22 protein-coding genes are annotated in these 21,030 nt (G+C 65.9%); 15 read left to right on the top strand and 7 right to left on the bottom strand.

All coding sequences use genetic code 11. The annotated features are described in order from the left end of the window. Positions 1-4: 4 nt before the first annotated feature. Both OKW35_RS37300 and OKW35_RS37295 read right to left on the bottom strand, forming a co-directional pair. The gene (locus tag OKW35_RS37300; protein WP_429406005.1) at positions 5-514 is read right to left on the bottom strand and encodes an LEA type 2 family protein; all 510 of its coding nucleotides are present in this window, start codon (positions 512-514) and stop codon (positions 5-7) included. 69 nt (positions 515-583) lie between these two features. Next, positions 584-976, bottom strand: coding sequence for a hypothetical protein (locus OKW35_RS37295; protein WP_429554685.1), 393 nt, complete (start codon positions 974-976; stop codon positions 584-586). A 178-nt stretch (positions 977-1,154) separates the two neighbouring features. Between OKW35_RS37295 and OKW35_RS37290 the strand changes: the two genes are divergently transcribed. The 5 genes from OKW35_RS37290 (at position 1,155) to OKW35_RS37270 (ending at position 6,227) form a co-directional block, all read left to right on the top strand. Beyond that, complete coding sequence (locus tag OKW35_RS37290; RefSeq protein ID WP_429554684.1) at positions 1,155-2,660, top strand: PLP-dependent aminotransferase family protein; 1,506 nt, start codon at positions 1,155-1,157, stop codon at positions 2,658-2,660. A 64-nt stretch (positions 2,661-2,724) separates the two neighbouring features. Then, positions 2,725-3,210, top strand: coding sequence for a PaaI family thioesterase (locus tag OKW35_RS37285; protein WP_026225390.1), 486 nt, complete (start codon positions 2,725-2,727; stop codon positions 3,208-3,210). Positions 3,211-3,238: 28 nt separating this feature from the next. Further along, entirely contained in the window at positions 3,239-4,237 is a 999-nt protein-coding gene (locus tag OKW35_RS37280) for an NADP-dependent oxidoreductase (RefSeq protein WP_429554683.1), read from the top strand. Between the two features lie 52 nt (positions 4,238-4,289). After that, on the top strand, positions 4,290-5,171 hold the full coding sequence (locus tag OKW35_RS37275; protein WP_429355509.1) for an SDR family oxidoreductase: 882 nt from the start codon (positions 4,290-4,292) through the stop codon (positions 5,169-5,171). 96 nt (positions 5,172-5,267) lie between these two features. Then, positions 5,268-6,227, top strand: a complete 960-nt coding sequence (locus OKW35_RS37270) for an alpha/beta hydrolase (RefSeq protein WP_429554682.1) — start codon at positions 5,268-5,270, stop codon at positions 6,225-6,227. Between the two features lie 65 nt (positions 6,228-6,292). On the opposite strand, the gene OKW35_RS37265 is transcribed toward OKW35_RS37270, so the two are convergent. The 3 genes from OKW35_RS37265 to OKW35_RS37255 all read right to left on the bottom strand — a co-directional run bounded on the left by OKW35_RS37265 (position 6,293) and on the right by OKW35_RS37255 (position 8,979). Further along, on the bottom strand, positions 6,293-7,159 hold the full coding sequence (locus OKW35_RS37265; RefSeq protein WP_429355511.1) for an NRDE family protein: 867 nt from the start codon (positions 7,157-7,159) through the stop codon (positions 6,293-6,295). A gap of 145 nt (positions 7,160-7,304) precedes the next feature. Then, the gene (locus OKW35_RS37260) at positions 7,305-8,372 is read right to left on the bottom strand and encodes a YgfZ/GcvT domain-containing protein (protein ID WP_184065075.1); all 1,068 of its coding nucleotides are present in this window, start codon (positions 8,370-8,372) and stop codon (positions 7,305-7,307) included. Positions 8,373-8,682: 310 nt separating this feature from the next. Continuing rightward, complete coding sequence (locus tag OKW35_RS37255; protein ID WP_090804775.1) at positions 8,683-8,979, bottom strand: hypothetical protein; 297 nt, start codon at positions 8,977-8,979, stop codon at positions 8,683-8,685. A gap of 507 nt (positions 8,980-9,486) precedes the next feature. On the opposite strand from OKW35_RS37255, the gene mltG reads away from it, so the two are divergent. From mltG to OKW35_RS37205, 10 genes are all read left to right on the top strand, one after another. Continuing rightward, positions 9,487-10,497 carry an endolytic transglycosylase MltG gene (gene mltG, locus OKW35_RS37250; protein WP_184063529.1) on the top strand — a complete coding sequence of 337 codons (1,011 nt, stop codon included), beginning with the start codon at positions 9,487-9,489 and terminating at the stop codon, positions 10,495-10,497. Beyond that, positions 10,497-11,117, top strand: coding sequence for a dTMP kinase (gene tmk, locus OKW35_RS37245; RefSeq protein ID WP_090804781.1), 621 nt, complete (start codon positions 10,497-10,499; stop codon positions 11,115-11,117). Before mltG ends, tmk begins: the two co-directional genes overlap by 1 nt. 95 nt (positions 11,118-11,212) lie before the next feature. Continuing rightward, on the top strand, positions 11,213-12,256 hold the full coding sequence (locus tag OKW35_RS37240) for a DNA polymerase III subunit delta' (protein ID WP_429554681.1): 1,044 nt from the start codon (positions 11,213-11,215) through the stop codon (positions 12,254-12,256). A gap of 49 nt (positions 12,257-12,305) precedes the next feature. Next, on the top strand, positions 12,306-12,821 hold the full coding sequence (locus OKW35_RS37235) for an N-acetyltransferase family protein (RefSeq protein WP_429554680.1): 516 nt from the start codon (positions 12,306-12,308) through the stop codon (positions 12,819-12,821). A 93-nt stretch (positions 12,822-12,914) separates the two neighbouring features. Further along, the gene (locus tag OKW35_RS37230) at positions 12,915-13,706 is read left to right on the top strand and encodes a TatD family hydrolase (protein WP_429355513.1); all 792 of its coding nucleotides are present in this window, start codon (positions 12,915-12,917) and stop codon (positions 13,704-13,706) included. 52 nt (positions 13,707-13,758) lie between these two features. Then, positions 13,759-14,490: an ankyrin repeat domain-containing protein gene (locus tag OKW35_RS37225; protein ID WP_090804793.1), complete on the top strand. Its 732-nt coding sequence runs from the start codon at positions 13,759-13,761 to the stop codon at positions 14,488-14,490. A 213-nt stretch (positions 14,491-14,703) separates the two neighbouring features. Next, positions 14,704-15,060: a Rap1a/Tai family immunity protein gene (locus OKW35_RS37220; protein ID WP_090804794.1), complete on the top strand. Its 357-nt coding sequence runs from the start codon at positions 14,704-14,706 to the stop codon at positions 15,058-15,060. Positions 15,061-15,179: 119 nt separating this feature from the next. Beyond that, positions 15,180-16,403, top strand: coding sequence for a mechanosensitive ion channel family protein (locus OKW35_RS37215; RefSeq protein ID WP_429355515.1), 1,224 nt, complete (start codon positions 15,180-15,182; stop codon positions 16,401-16,403). 186 nt (positions 16,404-16,589) lie between these two features. Next, positions 16,590-18,002, top strand: coding sequence for an alpha,alpha-trehalose-phosphate synthase (UDP-forming) (otsA, locus tag OKW35_RS37210; RefSeq protein WP_429554679.1), 1,413 nt, complete (start codon positions 16,590-16,592; stop codon positions 18,000-18,002). Positions 18,003-18,238: 236 nt separating this feature from the next. Beyond that, positions 18,239-19,306, top strand: a complete 1,068-nt coding sequence (locus tag OKW35_RS37205; RefSeq protein ID WP_429554678.1) for a glycosyltransferase family 4 protein — start codon at positions 18,239-18,241, stop codon at positions 19,304-19,306. Between the two features lie 206 nt (positions 19,307-19,512). Here the strand turns inward: OKW35_RS37205 and OKW35_RS37200 are convergent, their stop codons facing one another. Then, positions 19,513-20,100, bottom strand: coding sequence for a BPSL1445 family SYLF domain-containing lipoprotein (locus OKW35_RS37200; RefSeq protein WP_184066672.1), 588 nt, complete (start codon positions 20,098-20,100; stop codon positions 19,513-19,515). A gap of 386 nt (positions 20,101-20,486) precedes the next feature. Next, positions 20,487-20,936 (bottom strand): hypothetical protein, encoded by a 450-nt coding sequence (locus tag OKW35_RS37195; RefSeq protein WP_184033559.1) that lies wholly within the window; start codon positions 20,934-20,936, stop codon positions 20,487-20,489. Positions 20,937-21,030: the final 94 nt, after the last annotated feature.

Here is a 21,030-nt window from a genome sequence, read left to right as displayed (position 1 = left end):
GTCATTACCAGCCCGTGTCCGACGACGGCAGGCTCAGCGTCCCCTGATCGGTGAATCGCGTCGTACCGGTCACGCCACCCGCGAGCTTGCCGCGCAGAACGTACGGAACCTGTCCCGACTGCGCGGCGCCGGCTAGCGCAAAGGCTTGACGAACCGCGGCGAAAGCCGGCACGGTCAGCGGCACGGTGACGACGGTTTCACCGAAGCGCGGCACGGTGCCGCTCTGGTCGCTGACGCCGGTGGCGAACGGCTTGCCGTTCAGTTCCAGATCGAGCGACACGCCGTTGAAGCTGACCGCGGAGTCGTTGGGATTCTGCACGCGCAGCTTGACGTTGAAGCGCATCTCCATGCCCTGGCCAGCGATCGGCTCGATGCCCGCCACATTGACGCGCAACGGGTCGGCACCGAACAGGCCCGCGCAGCCAGCGAGTGTCAGCGTGACAGCGACGCCGGCGGCGAACAGGCGCCACACCCGTGAGACCAGGCCCGGCAGCAGCGCGCGAAAGAATGACATGACCTGCACCTCGAACGAAGCGGGTTGGTCATGCATTGTAACGGGCCACGTGGCGCGCGCAGCGACGTTTCAGGCGGCGCGCCGCCACCGTGTGCGTACGACGCAAGCGAGACGCCGAGCGGCTTGCAGAACGAAACCGCGTGCGCTGTGTTCAGCGTGTGCAGGCAGCACGATGAATGCAGCGCGATCGGCCTGCGTCGCGCGGATCGACACGACGCCACGTTGCGAGGTCACAAACCGCTCGCCTTCGTGCAACGTGAGCGACGTGAGCGGGGCGTCGTTGCCGAGCCAGGCCAGCGAATGATCGCGGAAGACGAGTTGCAATGCACCTTCGACCGCGATGATCGAACTGCGCGCGCGCAAGTCGTGCAGGGCCATCTGACCGGCGGCAAGATGCGACGCCGCGGTGCAATCCAGTTCGGCACCGGGTAACAAGCGATCGTGGTATGGACGCACAGGCATGACCGATTCCTTTAAACCGTCTTCGTGTCACACAGCTTAGGGAATCCGTCCGGATGAAAACAGGCGCAGCTGTCGACAATCTGAACCGGTACAGTGGTGCGTTTCGTCACGCTGTATCGGTCCGAATCACGTCGATGTGTATCTGTTGCCGCGCGCGGACTATCCGCACCATCGGTTCATGAGCGAACCCCTCTTCACACCGCAAGGTCCCTCGACGGACCGGCCAGCCGAGCGCCAGCCGCTTTACCGGCAACTGGCCGACCAATACCGCCGCGCGATCGGCAACGGCGCGCTGCGCCCGGGCGACCGCATGCCGTCGATGCGCGCGTTCATGCAGCGCCACGGCGTGAGCCTCGCGACGGCGACCGAGAGCTATCGCGAACTGGAACGCGCCGCGCTGATCGACGCGCGGCCGCGCGCCGGCTATTTCGTGCGCGTGCCGCCGACGGCTGCGTTGCCCTGCGCCGCCGAGCCCGATCTCGCGATGCAGCCCGGCGCCGCCGCGCAGTTCGTCGGCATTCACTCGGAGATTTCGGCGCTCGTGTCGAAATTTCAGCGCTATCCGCACGCGCTGAATCTCGGCGGCGCGACCGCGTCGCCCGATCTCTATCCGACCGATGCGTTGCAAAAGGCCGCGGTGCGCGCGTTGCGTCGGCGGCCCACCTTGCTGACCGCCGTCGGGCCCGATCAGGGTGATCCGGCGTTGCGCGCGATCATCGCCCGGCGCGCACTCGAGGCCGGCAGCCAGATCGGCGCGGACGACATCATCATGACGCACGGCGGCGTCGAAGCGATGAACCTCGCGTTGCGCGCGGTGACGCAGCCGGGCGACACAGTCGCGGTCGAATCGCCGTGCTTCTTCGGTTTGCTGCAGGCGCTCGAAAGTCTCGGCCTGCGCGCGCTCGAAATTCCGACCAGCCCGAGCACCGGCCTCGCGATCGAGGCGCTGGCGTTCGCGCTGCACACGCATCCCGACATCAAGGCGGTCGTGGTGGTGCCGAATCTGCAAAACCCGCTCGGCAGCGTGATGCCCGACGCGCACAAGGCGAGCCTCGTCGAACTGTGCGCGCGCGCCGGCATCGCGCTGATCGAGGACGATCCCTACCGCGAACTCGTCGATGCCGCGCCGCCGCCCCGCTCGCTGAAGGCGTGGGACACCGATGGCACCGTGATCCATTGCACATCGTTCAACAAGACACTGGCACCTGGCATGCGCGTCGGCTGGATCAACGGTGGCCGGTGGCATCCGCGCATCGGTATGCTGAAGTTCGCGCAGTCGCGCCACAACGAGCAGTTGTCGCAAGTCGTGCTCGCCGGGTTCCTGGAGACGAGCGCATACGAGCGCCATTTGCGGCGATTGCGCGAGAGCTTGCAGCTGCGGCGCGAGCGGATGGCCGCGGCGGTGGCGGCATCGTTTCCCGACGGCACGCGGTTCACGCCGCCGCGCGGCGGGATGTTTTTCTGGATCGAATTGCCGCGTCACGTATCGTCGTCGGCTTTATTCGACGCCGCGTTGCATGACGGTATTCGCATCATGCCGGGCACGGTATTTTCGAACGCCGGGCGTTTCGATCACTTCATTCGGCTCAGCTGTCCGAGTGCGGATCTGGATCTGACCGACGAAGCGGTGCGCAGACTCGGGCGCCTCGCGGCACGGATGGCAGCTCATGCGCCAACGCGATAGCGGGTATCATTTCCCGCCGTACGCTCGACACGCGCCGTCGGCTACGAAATCTGATATCTGAGCCATGACCGATCCATCCACCTCATCCAGAACGGGCCATGCATCGTTGCCCGAAAGTCCCTTCATCGACCGTCTCGGCGCACAGTTATTGTCGGCCGCCGACGGCGTCAGCGAAGTCGTGCTGCCGTTGCAACGCGATCATATGAACACGTGGGACGTCGCGCATGGCGGCGTCACGATGACGCTCGCCGACGTCGCGCTCGCGATGGCCGCGCGCAGTCTCGCCGGCGACGGCGTCGGCGTCGTCACCGTCGAGATGAAGGTCAACTTCATGCAGCCGGGACGCGGCGAGTTGCGCGCGACCGGCCGCGTGCTGCATCGCTCGACGACGATGGCCTATTGCGAAGGCGAGATCCGCGACAGCGAAGGCCACTTCGTCGCGAAAGCGCTCGGCACCTTCAAATACATGCGCCGCCTCGCGGTGGGCCGCGACGTCACGCGGCAGCGTCTGCGCAGCGACCCGGCGGCGAAGCCCGGTCCGAGCGACTGAGCACCCAACAACCCAAGGAGACGACCGCATGGCCCAGATCAATCGCCAATTGCTGCTGGTTTCGCGCCCCCAAGGCGAAGCCACGCCCGATAACTTCAAGCTCGTCGAAACGCCGCTCGCGCCGCTCGCCGACGGCGAAGTACGGGTGCGCAACCACTATCTGTCGCTCGATCCGTATATGCGCGGACGCATGAACGACAGCAAGTCATACGCGGCGCCGCAGCCGCTGAACGAAGTGATGATCGGCGGCACGGTCGGCGAGGTCGTCGAGACGAGGAATCCGAAGTTCGCGGTCGGCGACAAGGTCGTCGCGATGTTCGGCTGGCAGGAGTACGGCACCTCCAATGGCACGGGCATGCAGAAGGTCGACGACACGCATGTGCCGCTGTCGGCGTATCTCGGGCCGGTCGGCATGCCGGGCGTCACCGCATGGTACGGGCTGAACCGCATCATCGCGCCGAAGGCCGGCGAGACGGTGGTCGTCAGCGCGGCGAGCGGCGCGGTGGGCAGCGTGGTCGGTCAGCTCGCGAAGGCGGCGGGCGCGCGCGCGGTCGGCATCGCGGGCGGCGCGGACAAGTGCCGCTATGTGGTCGAGACGCTCGGCTTCGACGCGTGCGTCGACTACAAGGCCGGTAACCTGTACCAGGACCTGAAGGCCGTCACGCCCGACGGTGTCGACGGCTACTTCGAGAACGTCGGCGGCGAGGTGCTCGACGCGACGCTCGCGCGCATGAACGCGTTCGGGCGCATCGCATTGTGCGGCTTCATCGCGGGCTATGACGGCCAGCCGCTGCCGCTCAAGCATCCGTCGCTGATGCTGACGCAGCGGCTGCTCGTGCAGGGCTTCATCGTCAGCGAACACATGGACGTGTGGCCCGAGGCGCTCAAGCAGCTCGGCACGCTCGTCGCGCAGAAGAAGCTGCACTATCGCGAGACGATCGCGCAAGGGCTCGAAGCCGCGCCCGAGGCATTCATCGGCTTGCTGAAGGGCCGTAACTTCGGCAAGCAACTGGTCAGGCTGATCTGAGCGCGACGTCATCATGCAACGGCAAGCCGCCGCTCAACCAGGGAGTCACAGGATGTTCGAATTCGCGGGCAAGGTGGCGGTGATCACCGGCGCGGGCAGCGGCTTTGGCCGCGCGTTCGCGCACAAGGGCGCGGCGCTCGGCATGAAGCTCGTACTCGCGGACGTCAACGCCGACCAGCTCGCGCAAACCGTCGACGCCTTGCGCGAAACCGGCGCCGAGGCGATCGGCGTGCCGACCGACGTATCGAACGCCGCGCAGGTCGAGGCGCTCGCGCAGGCGGCGCTCGCCGCGTTCGGCAAGGTCCACGTGCTGTTCAACAACGCGGGCGTCGGCACCGGCGGCTTCCTGTGGGAAAGCTCGGCGAACGACTGGTCGTGGGTGTTCGGCGTCAACGTGATGGGTGTCGCGCACGGCGTGCGCGCGTTCGCGCCGATCATGCTCGCGCAGAAGGAGCCCGCGCATATCGTCAATACGGCGTCGGTGGCGGGGCTGCTGGCGCCGCCGGCAATGGGCATCTACAACGCGTCGAAGCATGCGGTGGTGGCGCTGACCGAGACGCTGTATCACGACCTGAAGCTCGCGCAGGCCGGCACGGGCGGCGAGGTCGGCTGTTCGCTGCTGTGTCCCGCCTTCGTGCCGACCGGCATCGCGGAGGCCGAGCGCGCGCGTCCCGACGAGTTGCGCAACGCGGACCGGCCGACGCGCTCGCAGATCGCGGCCGGCAAGCAGTTGCAGCGCGCGGTGCAGTCGGGCAAGCTCACCGCCGACGATGTCGCCGACATCGCGTTCGAGGCGATCGCCGCGCGGCGTTTCTATATCATCACGCATCCGGGCATCATGGCGACCGTGAAGCTGCGTCACGAGGACATCGAGCAGTTGCGCGAGCCGTCCGATCCGATGTCGCTGAAGCCCGAGGTGAAGAACGCGCAGTAGCAGCCGGCTGCGCGGCCGGTGCGCCGGCTCCTGACAATAATTGGCGCACGCACTGCGCGCCGCCCGATGCGCGACGCGCACCACGTTGCCAAAACCATGCCGCTGAATCCCACGATCGAGCAGGTGCTCGACATGATCGCGCGGGCCAAACGCCCGCAGTACCACCAGATGAGCGCGCAAGCGGCGCGCGCGTCGTACGAGAAAAGCGCGCCGATCCTCGAGATCGCGAGCGCGCCGATGTTCTCCGTCGAAGATCTGCGCGTGCCGACGCGCGACGGCGCGACGATCCGCGCGCGCTTCTACTTCCCGGTCGAGCCGGGCTGGGCCGAGCCGCTGCCGGCGTTCGTGTACTACCACGGCGGCGGCTTTACGGTCGGCAGCGTCGATACGCACGATGCGCTGTGCCGGATGTTCGCGCGCGACGGCCAGTGCGCGGTGCTGTCGGTCGATTACCGGCTCGCGCCCGAGCACAAGTTTCCGACCGCTGTCGACGACGCCTTCGACGCCCTCAGCTGGCTGCACGCGCACGCGGCCGAATTCGGCATCGACGGCACGCGGCTCGCGGTGGGCGGCGATAGCGCGGGCGGCACGCTCGCGACGGTTTGCGCGGTGCTCGCGCGCGACGCCGGCCTCGCGCTCGCGCTGCAATTGCTGATTTATCCGGGCACGAGCAGCCATCAGCAGACCGACTCGCACTCGCGCCTCGTCGACGGCTTCCTGCTGTCGGGCGACACGATCCAGTGGTTCTTCGAGCACTACGTGCGAGATAGCGGCGATCGCGACGACTGGCGTTTCGCGCCGCTCGACGGCGAGCGCGGTGCGCCGGATTTTCGCGGCGTCGCGCCCGCGTGGATCGCGACCGCCGAATACGATCCGCTCAGCGACGAGGGCGATGCGTATGCGGAGAAACTGCGTGCGCTCGGCAATCCGGTCACGCTCAAACGCTACGCCGGCATGATCCACGAGTTCTTCAAGATGGGCGGCTTCGTGCCCGAAGTCGCGCAGGCGCATGCGGACGCCGCGGCGGCGTTGCGCGCGGCATTCGGCATCGGGTGAGGGCGGTGATCGCGAAGCGATGAGCGGCCGGCAGCGAATGCGCCGGCCAGGCGGTGCTCAAACGATCACGCCACGCTCATCCGGTCGCGCTCGACATTGAACGCGAAGCTGCGTTCGAAATCGCCGGGCCGCACGATCCGGTGCGAGCCGTTGTCGTCGCTGCGCTCGGCGACCGCGACGCCGATCACGTCGCCATAGGCGGCGACGCGCAGCGCGGTGGTGCTGCGCGTGCCATAGTCCGGCGATTCGATGAACGCCGCCGACAGCACGCGTTCGCGTTCGAGCGGAATACCGGTCGACGGCAATTCGTCGTCGCGCGCGAGCCGCGGATCGCGCATCAGATCGATCAGGCGTTCGAGCGGCGGCATCGGATCGCGCGCGAGCAGCGCGCCGAGCTCGCCGCGCTTTTTGACCAGCTTCGGCCACGCGGTATCGAGCACCGCGTTCGAGATGCCGTGCGTGCCCGGCGCGAGCAGCGCGGGGCCGCTGTTTGCGTCGACGGCGCCGCGATTGCAGTACCACGCGAGCTCGCGACGCGTCCAGTCGCCGACCAGCAGATTGAAGCCGTTGTAGATGTCGCCTTTTTGCGCGACGTGCCGCAGATACGCGAGCGGCGTCTCGTGTGGATTGCCGTCGGCGTCGCGCGCGGCGCTCGTGAGCCAGTCGCTGACGAGCGTGCCGCGGGTCGGCGCATCGGCGCGCATTTCGCCCGGCGCGCGGTAATTGGTCAGCGCGGCGAAGCGGCCGTCGCGCGATAACCCGAGCCACGTGCCGCCGCCCACGAGGTCGCGGCCCCCCAGCACCTCCGGCGCGTCGCGCCACCAGCCGATCGGCTCGGCCGTGCGGCGGAAGAACTCGTCGCGATTCGCGGCGAGCGTGAACAGCGGACCATCGAGCGCATCAGGTCGCCAGTCGAAAACGATCAGGCACATCGGGGAGCATCTCCCGTTCAGAGCATGGGGCGGCCGCCAGATGCAGCGACGCAGGCGGCAAACGAAAGCGGCAAAAAACAGACGAGAATAAAGCAGTCAATAAAAAACGGCGCCCGATTGCGCCGCTTTTTACCCTCTCCAACGATCAGACTTCGGCCGGCAGCCCGTAAGGCAGCGTCAGGAAGCGCAGCGCGGGGCCGTCGGCCGCGCCGACATGTACGCTGCCGCTGTCGAGCGCCGTGAGCTTGGTCTCGACCAGCAGATCGACGCCGCCGCCTTGCGCCGATGCCGCGTTGACGATCATCCCGCACGGCTGGCCCGGATCGTCCGAGTGGAACAGCTCGGTGCCGGGCCGCACCGTGTCCAGCTCGCCGGCGACGTTGGCGAGCGACGTGCGCCGCTTGATCGTGCCGCGATACTGGCTGCGCGCGACTACTTCCTGACCCGGATAGCAGCCCTTGCGGAAGTTGACCGCGCCGAGCACGTCGAAGTTGACCATTTGCGGCACGAACTGCTCGACGACCGGCTGCGTGATGCGCGGCTCCCCCGCGCGGATGTCGAGCCAGTCCCACACGGCCGGCGACACGCGCTTTAGCCTGCCGTCGAGCGACGGCAGCAGCGCTTCGATCTGCGCTTTCGGGCCGATCCACAGATAGCGCAGCCGCTCCAACGCATCGGGCACGCGGATCAGCGTGCCCGCTGTGCCGTCGACCTGCACGTGCACACCGTCGGGCAGCGCGTCGAACACGCCGGACAGCGCGCCGCGCACGTCGCCCGCGAGGCCGACCACCGCGAGCTCGCCGCTCGCGTCGGCGAGCTTGGCCTTGGCGCGCAGCACGAACATCGACAACCGCTTTTGCACCGCGGCCTGCACGTCTTTCGATACCAGCAGGCGGATCGTATCGCCGCTGCGCCAGCTGAGGAGCGACGCGAGCAGCCGGCCCTTGGCCGAGCAGTAGCCGCAGAGGCGCGCGTTCGCGGCGTCGAGATGCTGGACGTCGTTGGTCAACTGGGCGTGCAGGAAGCTCGCCGCGTCGTCGCCGGTCGTGTCGATCACGCCGAACTGCGGCAGCGGCATGTACGCGCCATGCTCGAGCACGGCGGTGAATTCTTCGGCCGACGGGCGCGGCAGGATGGGCAGGGCGGCGGGCGCCGCCGCGGCGGGAGTGAGACCGGAAGCGTTACCTGAGGCGTTCACGAGCGGTGTGTTCATGGATTCCGGGAACAGTCAATTCTGACTTTGGCTAAGGCAAACAGTCATTATATTCAGTCCAGCCCTGTCGCGTTTCGCAAGTCCCTGGCGAATGAAGGCTTTCCGAGAGCCTGGCGCAGCAGGGGATTGCACGTTATCACCCTGCGGCTGTGCCCATGTTGTGACCATGTTGGGGTGTTCTGCCAGAGGGTCCGGCGCAAGATGGGCGGGCACCCGACGTGCCGGATCTGCTGTCCGCTGCCGCGGTCACAGACGAGCCGCCGCCGGGGTGGCTGCGGCGGGGCCACTGAGTAAGGCGGACGAGCCACTGTCATTCCGTGGGCGGCTTGGCCGGTGCCCAGTCCATCGGCTGCTCAGTCGTGATTTTCAGCCGTTCGCGCAATTCGGGATGCGCGATTGCCTGAATCAGAATCGCCATTCCTCCAAGCTTCCGAGCGTCCTCGTCTGTCACTGGCAACATTGAATTTTCCGGAGCATCCGGTGGGATAGTGATTGCCAGCGCTCGATCAATCGCCGCTTGCACGTGAACCCGTGAAACTGTGCACATCTTTAACTGCTGAGTATCGGCGTCATAAAAAATGACGCTAGCCCGATCCGGTTTAGTCATCTCAATATCCCTTGCATGCCTGGAATTTATCGAATGCTCGCTGTGTGCAGAGCGCATAGGTGCGTGGATCTTGATACATTGCTCGGGCCACCTGACACTGCTCCATGTCTGAATGGTAGTCCGCGAAACACTCAGCCTCATCCATCTCGGAACGGGGCGTGGAGTCTCCCAATTGCCGGCGTGCAGGTCGCCCCTGAACCATCCGTTTGAAACTGTCAATAACGGTCAAAAGCGGCAGGAGCCGAAAAGGCGTTTGGTCGGGAATTGTCGAACCTTTGGAACTCTGACCTATGTTGCGACAGCGTACGCCTCGAGTAGCATCAGACCGACGCCAGCGGATTTCATATTGTTTTTTCCGGCCGTGACCATCTGGTGCCCGCATCTATACAATACAGGTCGCAAAAGGCCGAAAGGGCTGCAAAACGGCACAGTCTCAATGTTGACCGACGCAAGACTTTCCCGTTAAAAATCAGTTCGTTGCCATCTAAACGCTAATTCTTTCCTGTCGTGTCCCTTCTGAAGAAATGTTTCGTCGCCGGCGCGCTCGTCGTTGTGCTGGCCGCGGCGGCCATCGCCGCTGGATACTACTGGGCCACCCGCCCACTCGAATTGACCCCGGCGCAACTCGACGTCACCGTCAAGCCGCACAGCAGCCTGCGCAGCGTCGCGCTGCAGCTCAATCGCGGCGGCGTGCCGGTCGAGCCCGAGCTGTTCATCGCGATGACGCGGTTGCTCGGGCTGCAAAGCGAGCTGAAGTCCGGCAATTACGAGTTCAAGAGCGGCATCACGCCCTACGAGGTGCTGCAGAAAATCGCGCGCGGCGACGTCAACGAATATGTGGCGACGGTCATCGAAGGCTGGACCTTCAAACATATGCGCGCTGAACTCGACGCCAATCCCGCGCTGAAGCACGACACGCTCGGCATGAGCGACGCCGATCTGATGAGCGCAATCGGCGCGCCCGAGGCGTCGATCGGCAACGGCGAAGGGCTGTTTTTCCCGGATACCTACCTGTTCGACAAGGGCACCAGCGACCTCGACATCTATCGCCGCGCTTACCGTCTGATGCGCGTGCGTCTCGACGAGGCGTGGCTCTCGCGCGCGCCGAACCTGCCGTACAAGTCCCCGTACGACGCGCTGACGATGGCGTCGATCGTCGAAAAGGAAACCGGCAAGGCGTCCGACCGGGCGCTCGTCGCCGCGGTGTTCGCCAACCGTCTGCGCGCCGGCATGCCGTTACAGACCGACCCGACCGTGATCTACGGAATGGGCGACAGCTACGCAGGCCACATCAGGAAGAAAGACCTGCAGACCGACACTCCATACAATACCTACACGCGGATGGGCCTACCGCCGACGCCGATCTCGCTGCCGAGCGTCGCGTCGCTGCAGGCGGCGATGAACCCGGCGCAAAGCAACGCGCTGTACTTCGTGTCGCGCGGCGACGGCAGCAGCATCTTTTCTGACACCCTCGGCGAACACAACAAGGCCGTGGACAAATACATTCGAGGGCAATGATGGCGCGCGGCAAATTCATTACGTTTGAAGGCATCGACGGCGCGGGCAAGACCACCCATCTGGGCTGGTTCCGCGAACGGCTCGAGGCGAAGCTCGCGCCGAGCGGCCGCTCGGTCGTGATGACACGCGAGCCGGGCGGCACGCCGCTCGGTGAGCAGATCCGCGATATCGTGCTGCATCAGAAGATGGATCTCGAAACCGAGGCGCTGTTGATGTTCGCGCTGCGCCGTCAGCATCTGGCCGAGGTGATCGAGCCGGCGCTCGCGCGCGGCGACTGGGTGCTGTCCGACCGTTTTACCGATGCCACTTTCGCCTACCAGGGCGGCGGCCGCGGCTTGCCGCGCGACAAGCTGGAGACGCTCGAGCGCTGGGTGCAGGGCGGTTTCCAGCCGGATTTGACCGTGCTGTTCGATTTGCCGCCCGCCGTCGCCAACGAGCGGCGCAGCGCGGTGCGCAATCCGGATCGTTTCGAGAGCGAGTCGGCGGCGTTTTTCGAGCGCACGCGCGCCGAATACATGCGCCGCGCCGAAGAAGCGCCATATCGATTCGCTATCATCGACTCTTCGCAGAGCATCGTTCGAATTCAGAAGCAGCTTGAGGAGTTGATTGCAACCCTCTGATTCGAAATAGATATAACCGCTTCTTATAATTTCGTGCAACGTTCACTCGACATCTGAAGTAGCGCCTACAACCGATTGATTCAAAAAGACAAACGATGATCTATCCGTGGCAAGCCGATGACTGGAATCGCCTGCAGCAGCTGCACGGCCACTGGCCGCACGCATTGTTGCTGCACGGCCAGGCGGGCATCGGCAAGCTGCGTTTCGCGCAGCACCTCGCGCAGGGTCTGCTGTGCGAGGCGCCGCAACCGAACGGCGAGCCGTGCGGCGCGTGCGTGGCCTGCAACTGGTTCGCGCAGGGCAATCATCCCGACTACCGCATCGTCGTGCCGGAGGCACTCGCCGCCGAAGCCGGCCTCGCGAACGCCGCGAACGGCGCCGACGACAAGGCCGAAAAAGCCGATGGCGACGAAGGCAAGAAGACCCGCACGCCGAGCAAGGAAATCAAGATCGAACAGATCCGCGGTCTGCTCGACTTCGTCGGCATCGGTTCGCATCGCGGCGGCGCGCGCGTCGTCGTGCTGTATCCGGCCGAGGCGCTCAACGTCGCGGCCGCCAACGCGTTGCTGAAGACGCTGGAAGAGCCGCCCGCGGGCGTCGTGTTCCTGATGGTGTCGGCGCGCGTCGACCGTTTGCTGCCGACCATCATTAGCCGCTGCCGTCAGTGGCCGATGAGCGTGCCCGCGCCGGACACCGCCGCGCAGTGGCTGGCCGCGCAAGGCGTTGACGACGCCTGCGCGCTGCTCGCCGAAGCGGGTGGCGCGCCGCTCGCCGCGCTCGCGCTCGCCAGCGACGAAAACCGTCCGCTGCGCGACTGGACGCTCAAGCAGCTCGCGGCCGGCGCCGGGTGCGACGCATTCGCGTGCGGCGAGGCGCTGCAGAAGCTCCCAGTGCCGCTCGTGCTCGGCTGGCTGCAGCGGTGGATGTACGATCTGCTCGCGCAGCGCACCGCCGGCGCGCCGCGCTATTTCCCGCAGGCGTCGGCCGCGCTCACCCGCTGCGCCACCCAGGCCGACGCCAATGCATTCGCGCGTTTTCTGCGCACCGTCACGCGCCAGCGCGCGGTCGAGAACCATCCGTTGAACGCGCGGCTCGTGTTCGAGGAACTGTTCATCGGCTATCGCGCGCTGTTTGCGTGAGCCCGCAGCCGGACAGCCTTCCGTCTTTTTTTCATTCAAGCCAACCGCCATGAGCCTTTCCTACCGCGACGCCACGCTCGACGATCTGCCCGCGATCGTCGCCATCTACAATTCGACGATCCCGTCGCGCCAGGTCACCGCGGACCTCGAGCCGGTCAGCGTCGAGAGCCGGCATGGGTGGTTTCATGCGCACAGCCCGCAGAAGCGGCCGCTGTGGGTGGTCGAAGATCCGAAGCAGGCGGGCCGCGTGATCGCGTGGCTCAGCTTTTCCGATTTTTATGGCCGGCCGGCTTATCAGCGCACCGCCGAAGTCAGCATCTATCTCGACGAAAGCGCGCGCGGCCAGGGACTCGGCAAGCAACTGCTGGCGGCGTCGCTCGACGCGGCACCGGGTCTTGGCATCGATACGGTGCTCGGCTTCGTGTTCGGTCACAATGAAGCGAGCGTGCGGCTGTTCCGCGGCTTCGGCTTCGATGCATGGGGCACGTTACCGCGCGTCGCGGTGCTGGATGGCGCCGAGCGCGATCTGGTGATTCTTGGCAAGCGTCTTGCGCACGCCGGTTGAGCACGCTGCGCAAGCAGCGCCACCTGAGCTGTCCCAAGCGGCCCCGGCCACGCCATCGCCCAGCCGCAAGCCCCTTTTTCGCAGGACCTGACCATGTTTGTCGATTCACACTGCCACATCAACTTCGAAGGACTCGCGGACCGTCTGCCGCAAGTGCTCGAAAACATGCGCAGCCATTCGGTCTCGCACGCGTTGTGCGTGTCGGTGGATCTTGAAACGCTGCCGTCGGTACTGGACATCGCCAGCCGCTATGACAACGTGTACGCGTCGGTCGGCGTGCATCCCGATCACGAGCACATGCGCGAGCCGAGCGTAGCCGAGCTGGTTGAACTGGCCGGGCACCCGAAGGTCGTCGCGATCGGCGAAACCGGGCTCGATTACTACCGCCTCGAAGGCCGCTCGATCGCCGACATGGAGTGGCAGCGCGAGCGCTTTCGCACACACATCCGCGCCGCGCACGCGACCAGCAAGCCGCTGATCATCCACACCCGCTCGGCGTCGGAAGATACGTTGCGCATCATGGCCGAGGAGCGCGCCGGCGTGCCGGGCGGCGTCATGCATTGCTTCACCGAACCGTGGGCCATCGCCGAGCAGGCGCTCGCGCAGAATTTTTACATTTCGCTGTCGGGCATCGTCACGTTCAAGAGCGCGACCGATGTGCAGGACGTCGCGCGCCGCGTGCCGCTCGACCGTCTGCTGATCGAAACCGACTCGCCGTACCTGGCGCCGGTGCCATATCGCGGCAAACCGAATGAACCTGCGTACGTCAGTTATGTCGGACGCTTCATCGCGCAGCAACGCGAGATGCCGGACGAGGCGCTGGCCGCCGCCACCACGCAAAACTTCTTCAGACTGTTCGGACTCGCCGCACCGGCCGGAATCTGATCCACAAAGCCGCGTAACATCAAAGGGATAGGAAGATTTCCTAAAGTACCATATGAAAAATATTTCGACGTCGTCCGCTGATTTCCAACCGCTGTCCGCCGGGTCGGCCGCCCGGGCTCTCGCGCCGGCGCGCCGTCTCGCGTGCGCCGCCGCGCTCGCGTGCGCGGCGCTCGTCGCGGTGCCCGCGCATGCGGCGCCGATCGACTCGCTGATCAAGTCGGTCAAGTTCGACGACGTCGACGGCGTCAACAAGCTGCTCGCGAAGGGCATGGACCCGAACAGCGTCGACAATCAGGGCATCCCGCTGCTCGTGATCGCCGCGCGCGAGAAATCCGACAAGGTCGCGGCCGCGTTGCTTGCGAATCCAAAGACCGATATCGAGATTCAGGACAAGGCCGGCGAAAACGCGCTGATGATGGCGTCGCTGGTCGGCGACCTGAACTTCGTGAATCTGCTGATCGCGAAGGGCGCCGAGGTCAACAAGAAGGGCTGGGCGCCGCTGCACTACGCGGCCGCGAACGGCCACGACGACATCGTCAAGGTGCTGCTCGACCACTCGGCCTACGTCGACGCGGGCTCGCCGAACGGCACCACGCCGCTGATGATGGCCGCGCGCGGCGGCCACGTTTCCACCGTCAAGCTGCTGCTCGACAACGGCGCGGACCTGTCGGTGAAAAACCAGATCGGCATGACCGCGCTCGATTTCGCCAAGACCTACAAGGAGCCGGACGTCGTCGAAGGGCTCACGGCGCGCATGCAGCAGACGCAGCAGCAGAAGCAATGACGTTTTGTCGGCAGGCGGCGCGGTGCGCCCGCGAAGCGTCAGGCGCCTCGCCATGCCGTGCCGCTTTGCAGCCGTTTTGCCCGAGCTGCGCGCCTGCCGGCCTGCTGCCGCCGCGTAAAACAGTGCAGAATGACGACTTCGGCGCGCCGCGTAGCGCGCCGTCCGGACGCGGCAGAAAGACCGCGTGAATAAACAACCCTGGAAAGGAACACCATGCTGCGGGCTTTGATTTTCGCCGGCGCGCTTGCCTTGCCGCTTTCGGCAGCCGCGTTTACGGGAGGCGACCTCAACAAGCTGTGCACCAAGACGGACGTGGCTTCGCGTAGCGCCTGCGCGGCCTACATCGAAGGCGCGGCCGACGGCATCTTCAACACGATCGACGCGATCGGCGGCACCACCGGTCCGCGCGTCGGCCAGTACTTCTGCCTGCCGCCGGATGCGCGCTCGGCGCAGTTGACCGACGCGGTGCGCAAGTACATCGCCGAGAACCCAAACGCCGCGGGCTACAACGCGAGCACGGCGATTTCGCTGGGTCTCGGCAAGGCGTTTCCCTGCAAGAGCGGCGGCTGATCGATAACCGCGGCGCATCGAAGAACCCGTTGTAACGCCCAGGCGCGGTCGTGCCCCCCGGATGTCAGTAGTCGCGCAGGCGCGCCGCCGCTCATCGAGCCCGGAGGAAGATGCCCGTTATGCCTACTATCGACGACTTCTACCGCGTGGCGGCCGCGCCGCTGCATACGTGGCTCGGCACGCTGATCGTGACGGCCATCGTGGCGATCGTGGCGAGCGGCATTCACCGCTTCGGCGCGCGCGTCGTGAAGCGTCTCGCGCGGCCGCACGCGCTGACGAGCGTCGTGCTGCGCTACATCGACAAGCCGTCGCTGTTCGCCCTCGTGATCCTCGCGTTCGCGTGGGTCTGGTCCGAGGCACCCGACACCCTCAACTTCATCGAACCGGTGCGCGACATCACCGGCATCGCGCTGATCGCCGCGCTGACGTGGCTGTCGGTGCGCTCGGCCGCGGCGATTGGCGAAGCGATCATCCGCGCCCATCCGCTCGATTCCGCCGATAACCTGCAGGCGCGCCGCATCCATACGCAGGCGCGCGTACTCGCGCGCTCGGTGATGATCGTGATCGTGATCATCGGTGTCGGCGGTGCGCTGATGACCTTGCCCAACGTGCGGCAGATCGGCGCGAGCCTGCTGGCGTCGGCGGGTGTCGCCGGTCTGGTCGCCGGTATCGCGGCGCGGCCGGTGCTCGGCAACCTGATCGCCGGTTTGCAGATCGCGCTGTCGCAACCGATCCGCCTCGACGACGTCGTCGTGATCCAGGACGAGTGGGGACGCATCGAGGAGATCACCGGCACGTACGTGTCGGTGCGGCTGTGGGATCAGCGCCGTCTGATCGTGCCGCTGCAATGGTTTATCGAAAATCCGTTCTCGAACTGGACCCGCAGCAGCTCGCAGATCATCGGCACCGTGTTCCTGTTCGTCGATTACCGGATGCCGCTCGCGCCGCTGCGCGAGGAGCTTGCGCGCATCGTCGAGAACGCGCCCGAGTGGGACCGTCGCGTGCAGGTGCTGCAGGTGACGGACTGCACCGAGCGCGCGATGCAGTTGCGCGCGCTCGTCAGCGCGCCCGATTCCGGCCTTGCGTGGGATCTGCGCTGCCGCGTGCGCGAAGGGCTGCTCGATTTCGTTCATCGGCATTACCCGGAATACCTGCCGCGGGCGCGTGCCGAGGTGTCGGCGGAGCTGGAGACCGGTGGCGCTGGCCCGAGCGACTGGCTGCCGCGCAGCCGCCAGGCGCCAGCCGGCAGCACCGCCGCGCATACCGAAGCCGATCCGGTGGCGAGCCGCATCGACCGCACTGGCGCGGGCGAGGTCGCGCAGAAGGCGAAGGAGCAGGCTTAGCCGGACGTTGCGGATCGCGAATCGCGCGTGGCGAGTGGCAAATCGCGAGTTGGGTATCGCGAGTGGCGTGCGGCGACCGCCCTCGGCAAGCCCGGCGATGCGCGGGCACGCCGATTGCTACTAACGGGCGCGCCACGCCTGCTCAGGCGTCGCGGCGCATCGCAAGAATGACGGAGGACATGCACTATGGGCCGATTGATCGTCGTGTCGAATCGCGTCGCGACGCCGACGGAGACCAAGGGATCGGCGGGTGGACTCGCGGTCGGCGTATTCGGCGCGCTGAAGGATGCAGGCGGCGTCTGGTTCGGCTGGAGCGGCGACGTAGTCAGCGAAACGGTCGCCAACGCGGGGCCGATGCTCGAGCAGGACGGCGCGGTGACCTTCGCAACCGTCGGCCTCACGCGCAAGGACTACGACCAGTACTACCGCGGCTTCTCGAACGCGACGCTGTGGCCGGTATTCCACTACCGCAACGACCTCGCGCGCTACGAGCGCGAGGAGTACGCGGGCTACCGGCGCGTCAACGCATGGCTCGCTCACAAGCTGGTCAAGCTGCTCGAACCCGACGACATCATCTGGATTCACGACTACCATCTGATCCCGTTTGCCGAGGCGCTGCGCAGCGAGGGCGTGACGAACCGCATCGGTTTCTTCCTGCATATTCCGTTTCCCGCGCCGCAGATCCTGCTCAACATTCCGCCGCACGAGGAACTGGTGAAGTCGATGTCGTGCTACGACCTGCTCGGCTTCCAGACCGCCACCGACCAGCAGGCATTCCACGACTACGTGACGCGTCACGCGCGCGGCACGGTGAGCGCGGACGGCATCGTCGAGGCGTTCGGGCGCAAGCTGCGCACCGGCGTCTACCGGATCGGCGTGTTCCCCGACGAAATCGCCGAGCAGGCCAAGCGCTACGAAAGCCGCCAGCACGTGCTCGAGCTGAAGCAAAGCCTCGAGGGGCGCAAGCTGGTCATGAGCGTCGACCGGCTCGACTATTCGAAGGGACTGGTCGAGCGCTTTCGCGCGTTCGAGTTGCTGCTCGAACGCTCGCCCGAATGGCGCGGCAACGTCACGCTCGTGCAGATCGCGCCGCCTACGCGCTCGGACGTCGCGACCTATCAGAAGATCCGCCAGGATCTCGAATACGAGGCAGGGCGCATCAACGGCCGCTACTCGGGGCTCGACTACACGCCGATCCGCTATCTGAACCAGCAGTACGACCGCTGGAAGCTGATGTCGCTGTTTCGGGAGTCGCAGATCGGCTTCGTCACGCCGCTGCACGACGGCATGAACCTCGTCGCGAAGGAGTACGTGGCCGCGCAGAATCCCGACGATCCCGGCGTGCTCGTGCTGTCGATTTTCGCGGGCGCGGCCGCCGAGCTCTCTGGCGCGCTGCTCGTCAATCCGCACGATGCGATCGGCATGTGCGAGGCCTTGCAACGCGCGCTGCAAATGCCGCTCGACGCGCGCCAGCGGCGTCACGAGATCGACATGGCCGCGCTGCGTAAGAACGATCTCGGAGTGTGGCGCGACAGCTTCCTCAGGGATTTGCGCAGCATGCCAGTGCGCGGGTCGGCCGAGGGCGGCGGCCACAAATGACGGCGCGTGGTCGCGTGTCACCGGATGTAAGCCGCTTGTAACAGCACCGAGCAATTGCAAGACCTGCGGCTTTTCGACCGATGTCAGGGAATAATTCCCCGTAGCGACGATGCATGCGACGCTTAGGGACCGCGTTAGGGACCGCGCGCATTGTTCCGACGTCATGGCGCTGTCATACTCGGCGTCGCCGACGGCATCGCGATTGCGCGCCAGCCGCCGGCTCACGGAGACACAATATGAAGATTGCGCAGATCGCCCCGCTGACCGAATCGGTGCCGCCGAAGCTCTACGGCGGCACGGAGCGCGTCGTGTCGTACATCACCGAAGCGCTGGTCGAGCAAGGCCACGACGTGACGCTGTTCGCGAGCGGCGACTCCGTCACGAGCGCGAAGCTCGAAGCGGTGTGGCCGCGCGCGCTGCGGCTCGATCCGGGCATTCGCGACCGCGTCGCGCCGCATATGCTGTTGATGGAACTCGTGCGCCGCCAGGCCGAAGAGTTCGACGTGCTGCATTTCCACCTCGACTACTACTCGTTCTCGGTATTCAAGCGGCAGGACACGCCGTTCGTCACGACGATGCACGGCCGGCTCGATCTGCCCGAGCAGCAGCCGGTGTTCGACACGTTCAACACCGCGCCCGTGATCTCCATTTCGAACGCGCAGCGTCATCCGCTGCCGCAGGCGCGCTGGCTCACCACCGTCTATCACGGCCTGCCGGCGCAGCTCTATACGCCGCAACCGGTCGAGCAGAAGTACCTCGCGTTTCTCGGCCGGATTTCGCCGGAAAAGCGCGTCGATACGGCGATCCGCATCGCCGGCCGCTGCGGCATGCCGATCCGTATCGCCGCCAAGGTGGATGCGGCCGATCGCGAGTACTTCGAGCGCGATATCCGGCCGTTGCTCGACCTGCCGTACGTCGAGTACATCGGCGAGATTGCCGATCATCAGAAGGCCGAGTTTCTGTCGGGCGCGCATGCGCTGCTGTTTCCGATCGACTGGCCGGAGCCGTTCGGTCTCGTGATGATCGAGGCGATGGCTTGCGGCACGCCGGTGATCGCGTTCAACCGCGGCTCGGTGCCCGAAGTGCTCGAAGATGGCGTGACCGGGTTCATCGTCGAGGACGAGATCGGCGCGGTGGCGGCCGTGAACCGGCTGCACAAGGTGTCGCGCGCGGGCGTGCGGCGGCGTTTCGAGGAGCGCTTCACGTCGCACCGGATGGCGCGTGAGTATGTGGAGGCCTATCAGTTGGTGATTCGCGCACAGAAGCGCTCGAGGTTCAAGGTGGTCGATTCGTCGGGCGGTTGACGCGGGATCGTTCGGACGTGTCGAAGAAGGACGGCGGTGCGCGATGCGCGGCGCCGTTTTTTTTTGCGCGCGAGTTTTTCCGTTCCCGAGCGCCGGCATCGGCATACATAACAAAAAGACCGCGCGACGACCCGCACAGGGTCCACCGCGCGGCCTTCGCCGCGATGCGCGCGCAAGTGATCAGTGAAGCGCGCCGATGAGCGCGCTCAGATCTTCAGCCGCGTGACCTTCGTGCCTTGCAGCGAGACGTCGCCCATCAGGCCCGCGTTCGTCAACACGAAAACCTGCACCGGCGCAGTGGCCGTGGTCGTGTCGACGGCGCCATTCGCGCCGATCTTCACGAGCGCGACCGATGCATCGACGCCGGCCGACCAGCCCTCCGCGTTGCGGAATTTGTCGAGCGAATCCTGCGTCATGAACAGGAAGATGATCGCCTTCGACTGCGCGCCCGCCTGCAGGCCGAACGAGCCCGACGCGGTGCTGTAATAGCCGACCGTCGCGCCGCCCACCCGCAATGCGCCTTCGCCATACTGGCCGCCGACGATCAAGCCCGCCTGCAGCACCGACGGGAACACCAGCACGCCGCGCGCCTTCGACACCAGCTCGCGCGAGCCCGGCACGGTCGTGAATAGCTTGGACAGCGTGCCGTCGACGCTGGCGTCGATCGACTGTCGTTTCGAGGCGTCGACATGAGCATTTTCCGGCGTGTTGCCCGTCGTCGTGCAGCCGGCGAGTGCAAGGCCTCCGAAAGCAAGCGCAGCGGTCGTCTTCAACATGAAGTGTCGTCTTTGCATCGTTTTTCTCCGTCATGGATCCGGGGCGCAACCGTGGTGGTGTCGCCTGGTTGCCTTTGAGTTATAACACAGGCTGGTGCAAAAGGCGCGTTGCGTGACAACGCGAAAAGCCTTATGGGACAAGGGTTTGAGCCTGATCGCAAAAAGTCTTCCCAGTAAATTTGACCGGCCTTGCGCGCGACTTCCGAGCACGCGTCGAGCGACGATCCGAGGGGCGACGCTAAACAGCGCCCGAGTCGCGGCGATTGTGGGGACGCTTCGGCGTGGCCGCACGATGGGCCGGTTTTTACCGATTTTCGCGTTGCGCGGCGGCCCATCGACATGGCAATGAGAGTGTTGTTTCGGCGCAGCAAATTGCGGCGAAGTGTAAGCGGCGCGGCCGCCGCTCACCCGTGATTCGCCGGACTCTTGACCGCGGGCGGGCGCCGCAGCGCGCGGCGCACCATGCCGATGATCGCGCCGATCGCGAACAGCATAGCCGCCGGCACGATCCAATAGCCGACGAATGCGTGCCACAGATAGGCCAATAGCGTCGAGCGGCGCACGCTGTATTCGTTGATCGCGTCCTGCTGGCGCGGCGCGTTGGCGGCCAGCACGTCGGCCGGGCAGCCGGCCGCCTTGGCCTCGTCGGGCTTGCCATGGCAATGCGCGGGCGCCCCGGCGGTGCGCTGCGCCTGGGTGAAATTCCAGGTGGTCAGCGCGCGGTCGAGATCGACCGCGTTGTACGACATTTCCTCGCGAATCTCGTTGACCGCCACGATCGCCACAGGCACGGCCCAGAATATGATGACCAGCAACCACCGCCTTAACCAGCGGTTTTTGTGCTTCGATACCATCCTTGCCTCCGATCGATGCTCAGTAGCACCAACGACAAGATGGCGGCCCGCGTAGTTGTTTGGTTCTATATGAGTGAGGGTGGGCCGTCTCCGC

The sequence above is a fragment of the Paraburkholderia sp. MM5477-R1 genome, from assembly GCF_050436385.1.
Lineage (GTDB): Bacteria > Pseudomonadota > Gammaproteobacteria > Burkholderiales > Burkholderiaceae > Paraburkholderia > Paraburkholderia tuberum.
This window is presented reverse-complemented; position numbering and strand designations above follow the sequence as displayed.

Excerpts from the sequence above, each read along its gene's own strand:
- OKW35_RS37200 (WP_184066672.1), bottom strand. The coding sequence starts at position 20,100 with ATGCAAAGACGACACTTCATGTTGAAGACGACCGCTGCGCTTGCTTTC.
- OKW35_RS37205 (WP_429554678.1), top strand. The coding sequence starts at position 18,239 with ATGAAGATTGCGCAGATCGCCCCGCTGACCGAATCGGTGCCGCCGAAG.
- tmk (WP_090804781.1), top strand. The coding sequence starts at position 10,497 with ATGGCGCGCGGCAAATTCATTACGTTTGAAGGCATCGACGGCGCGGGC.
- OKW35_RS37260 (WP_184065075.1), bottom strand. The coding sequence starts at position 8,372 with ATGAACACACCGCTCGTGAACGCCTCAGGTAACGCTTCCGGTCTCACT.
- OKW35_RS37270 (WP_429554682.1), top strand. The coding sequence starts at position 5,268 with ATGCCGCTGAATCCCACGATCGAGCAGGTGCTCGACATGATCGCGCGG.
- OKW35_RS37255 (WP_090804775.1), bottom strand. The coding sequence starts at position 8,979 with ATGACTAAACCGGATCGGGCTAGCGTCATTTTTTATGACGCCGATACT.
- OKW35_RS37225 (WP_090804793.1), top strand. The coding sequence starts at position 13,759 with ATGAAAAATATTTCGACGTCGTCCGCTGATTTCCAACCGCTGTCCGCC.
- OKW35_RS37195 (WP_184033559.1), bottom strand. The coding sequence starts at position 20,936 with ATGGTATCGAAGCACAAAAACCGCTGGTTAAGGCGGTGGTTGCTGGTC.
- OKW35_RS37275 (WP_429355509.1), top strand. The coding sequence starts at position 4,290 with ATGTTCGAATTCGCGGGCAAGGTGGCGGTGATCACCGGCGCGGGCAGC.
- OKW35_RS37290 (WP_429554684.1), top strand. The coding sequence starts at position 1,155 with ATGAGCGAACCCCTCTTCACACCGCAAGGTCCCTCGACGGACCGGCCA.
- OKW35_RS37300 (WP_429406005.1), bottom strand. The coding sequence starts at position 514 with ATGTCATTCTTTCGCGCGCTGCTGCCGGGCCTGGTCTCACGGGTGTGG.
- OKW35_RS37215 (WP_429355515.1), top strand. The coding sequence starts at position 15,180 with ATGCCTACTATCGACGACTTCTACCGCGTGGCGGCCGCGCCGCTGCAT.
- OKW35_RS37265 (WP_429355511.1), bottom strand. The coding sequence starts at position 7,159 with ATGTGCCTGATCGTTTTCGACTGGCGACCTGATGCGCTCGATGGTCCG.
- OKW35_RS37280 (WP_429554683.1), top strand. The coding sequence starts at position 3,239 with ATGGCCCAGATCAATCGCCAATTGCTGCTGGTTTCGCGCCCCCAAGGC.
- OKW35_RS37240 (WP_429554681.1), top strand. The coding sequence starts at position 11,213 with ATGATCTATCCGTGGCAAGCCGATGACTGGAATCGCCTGCAGCAGCTG.
- OKW35_RS37285 (WP_026225390.1), top strand. The coding sequence starts at position 2,725 with ATGACCGATCCATCCACCTCATCCAGAACGGGCCATGCATCGTTGCCC.
- OKW35_RS37295 (WP_429554685.1), bottom strand. The coding sequence starts at position 976 with ATGCCTGTGCGTCCATACCACGATCGCTTGTTACCCGGTGCCGAACTG.
- otsA (WP_429554679.1), top strand. The coding sequence starts at position 16,590 with ATGGGCCGATTGATCGTCGTGTCGAATCGCGTCGCGACGCCGACGGAG.
- OKW35_RS37230 (WP_429355513.1), top strand. The coding sequence starts at position 12,915 with ATGTTTGTCGATTCACACTGCCACATCAACTTCGAAGGACTCGCGGAC.
- OKW35_RS37220 (WP_090804794.1), top strand. The coding sequence starts at position 14,704 with ATGCTGCGGGCTTTGATTTTCGCCGGCGCGCTTGCCTTGCCGCTTTCG.
- OKW35_RS37235 (WP_429554680.1), top strand. The coding sequence starts at position 12,306 with ATGAGCCTTTCCTACCGCGACGCCACGCTCGACGATCTGCCCGCGATC.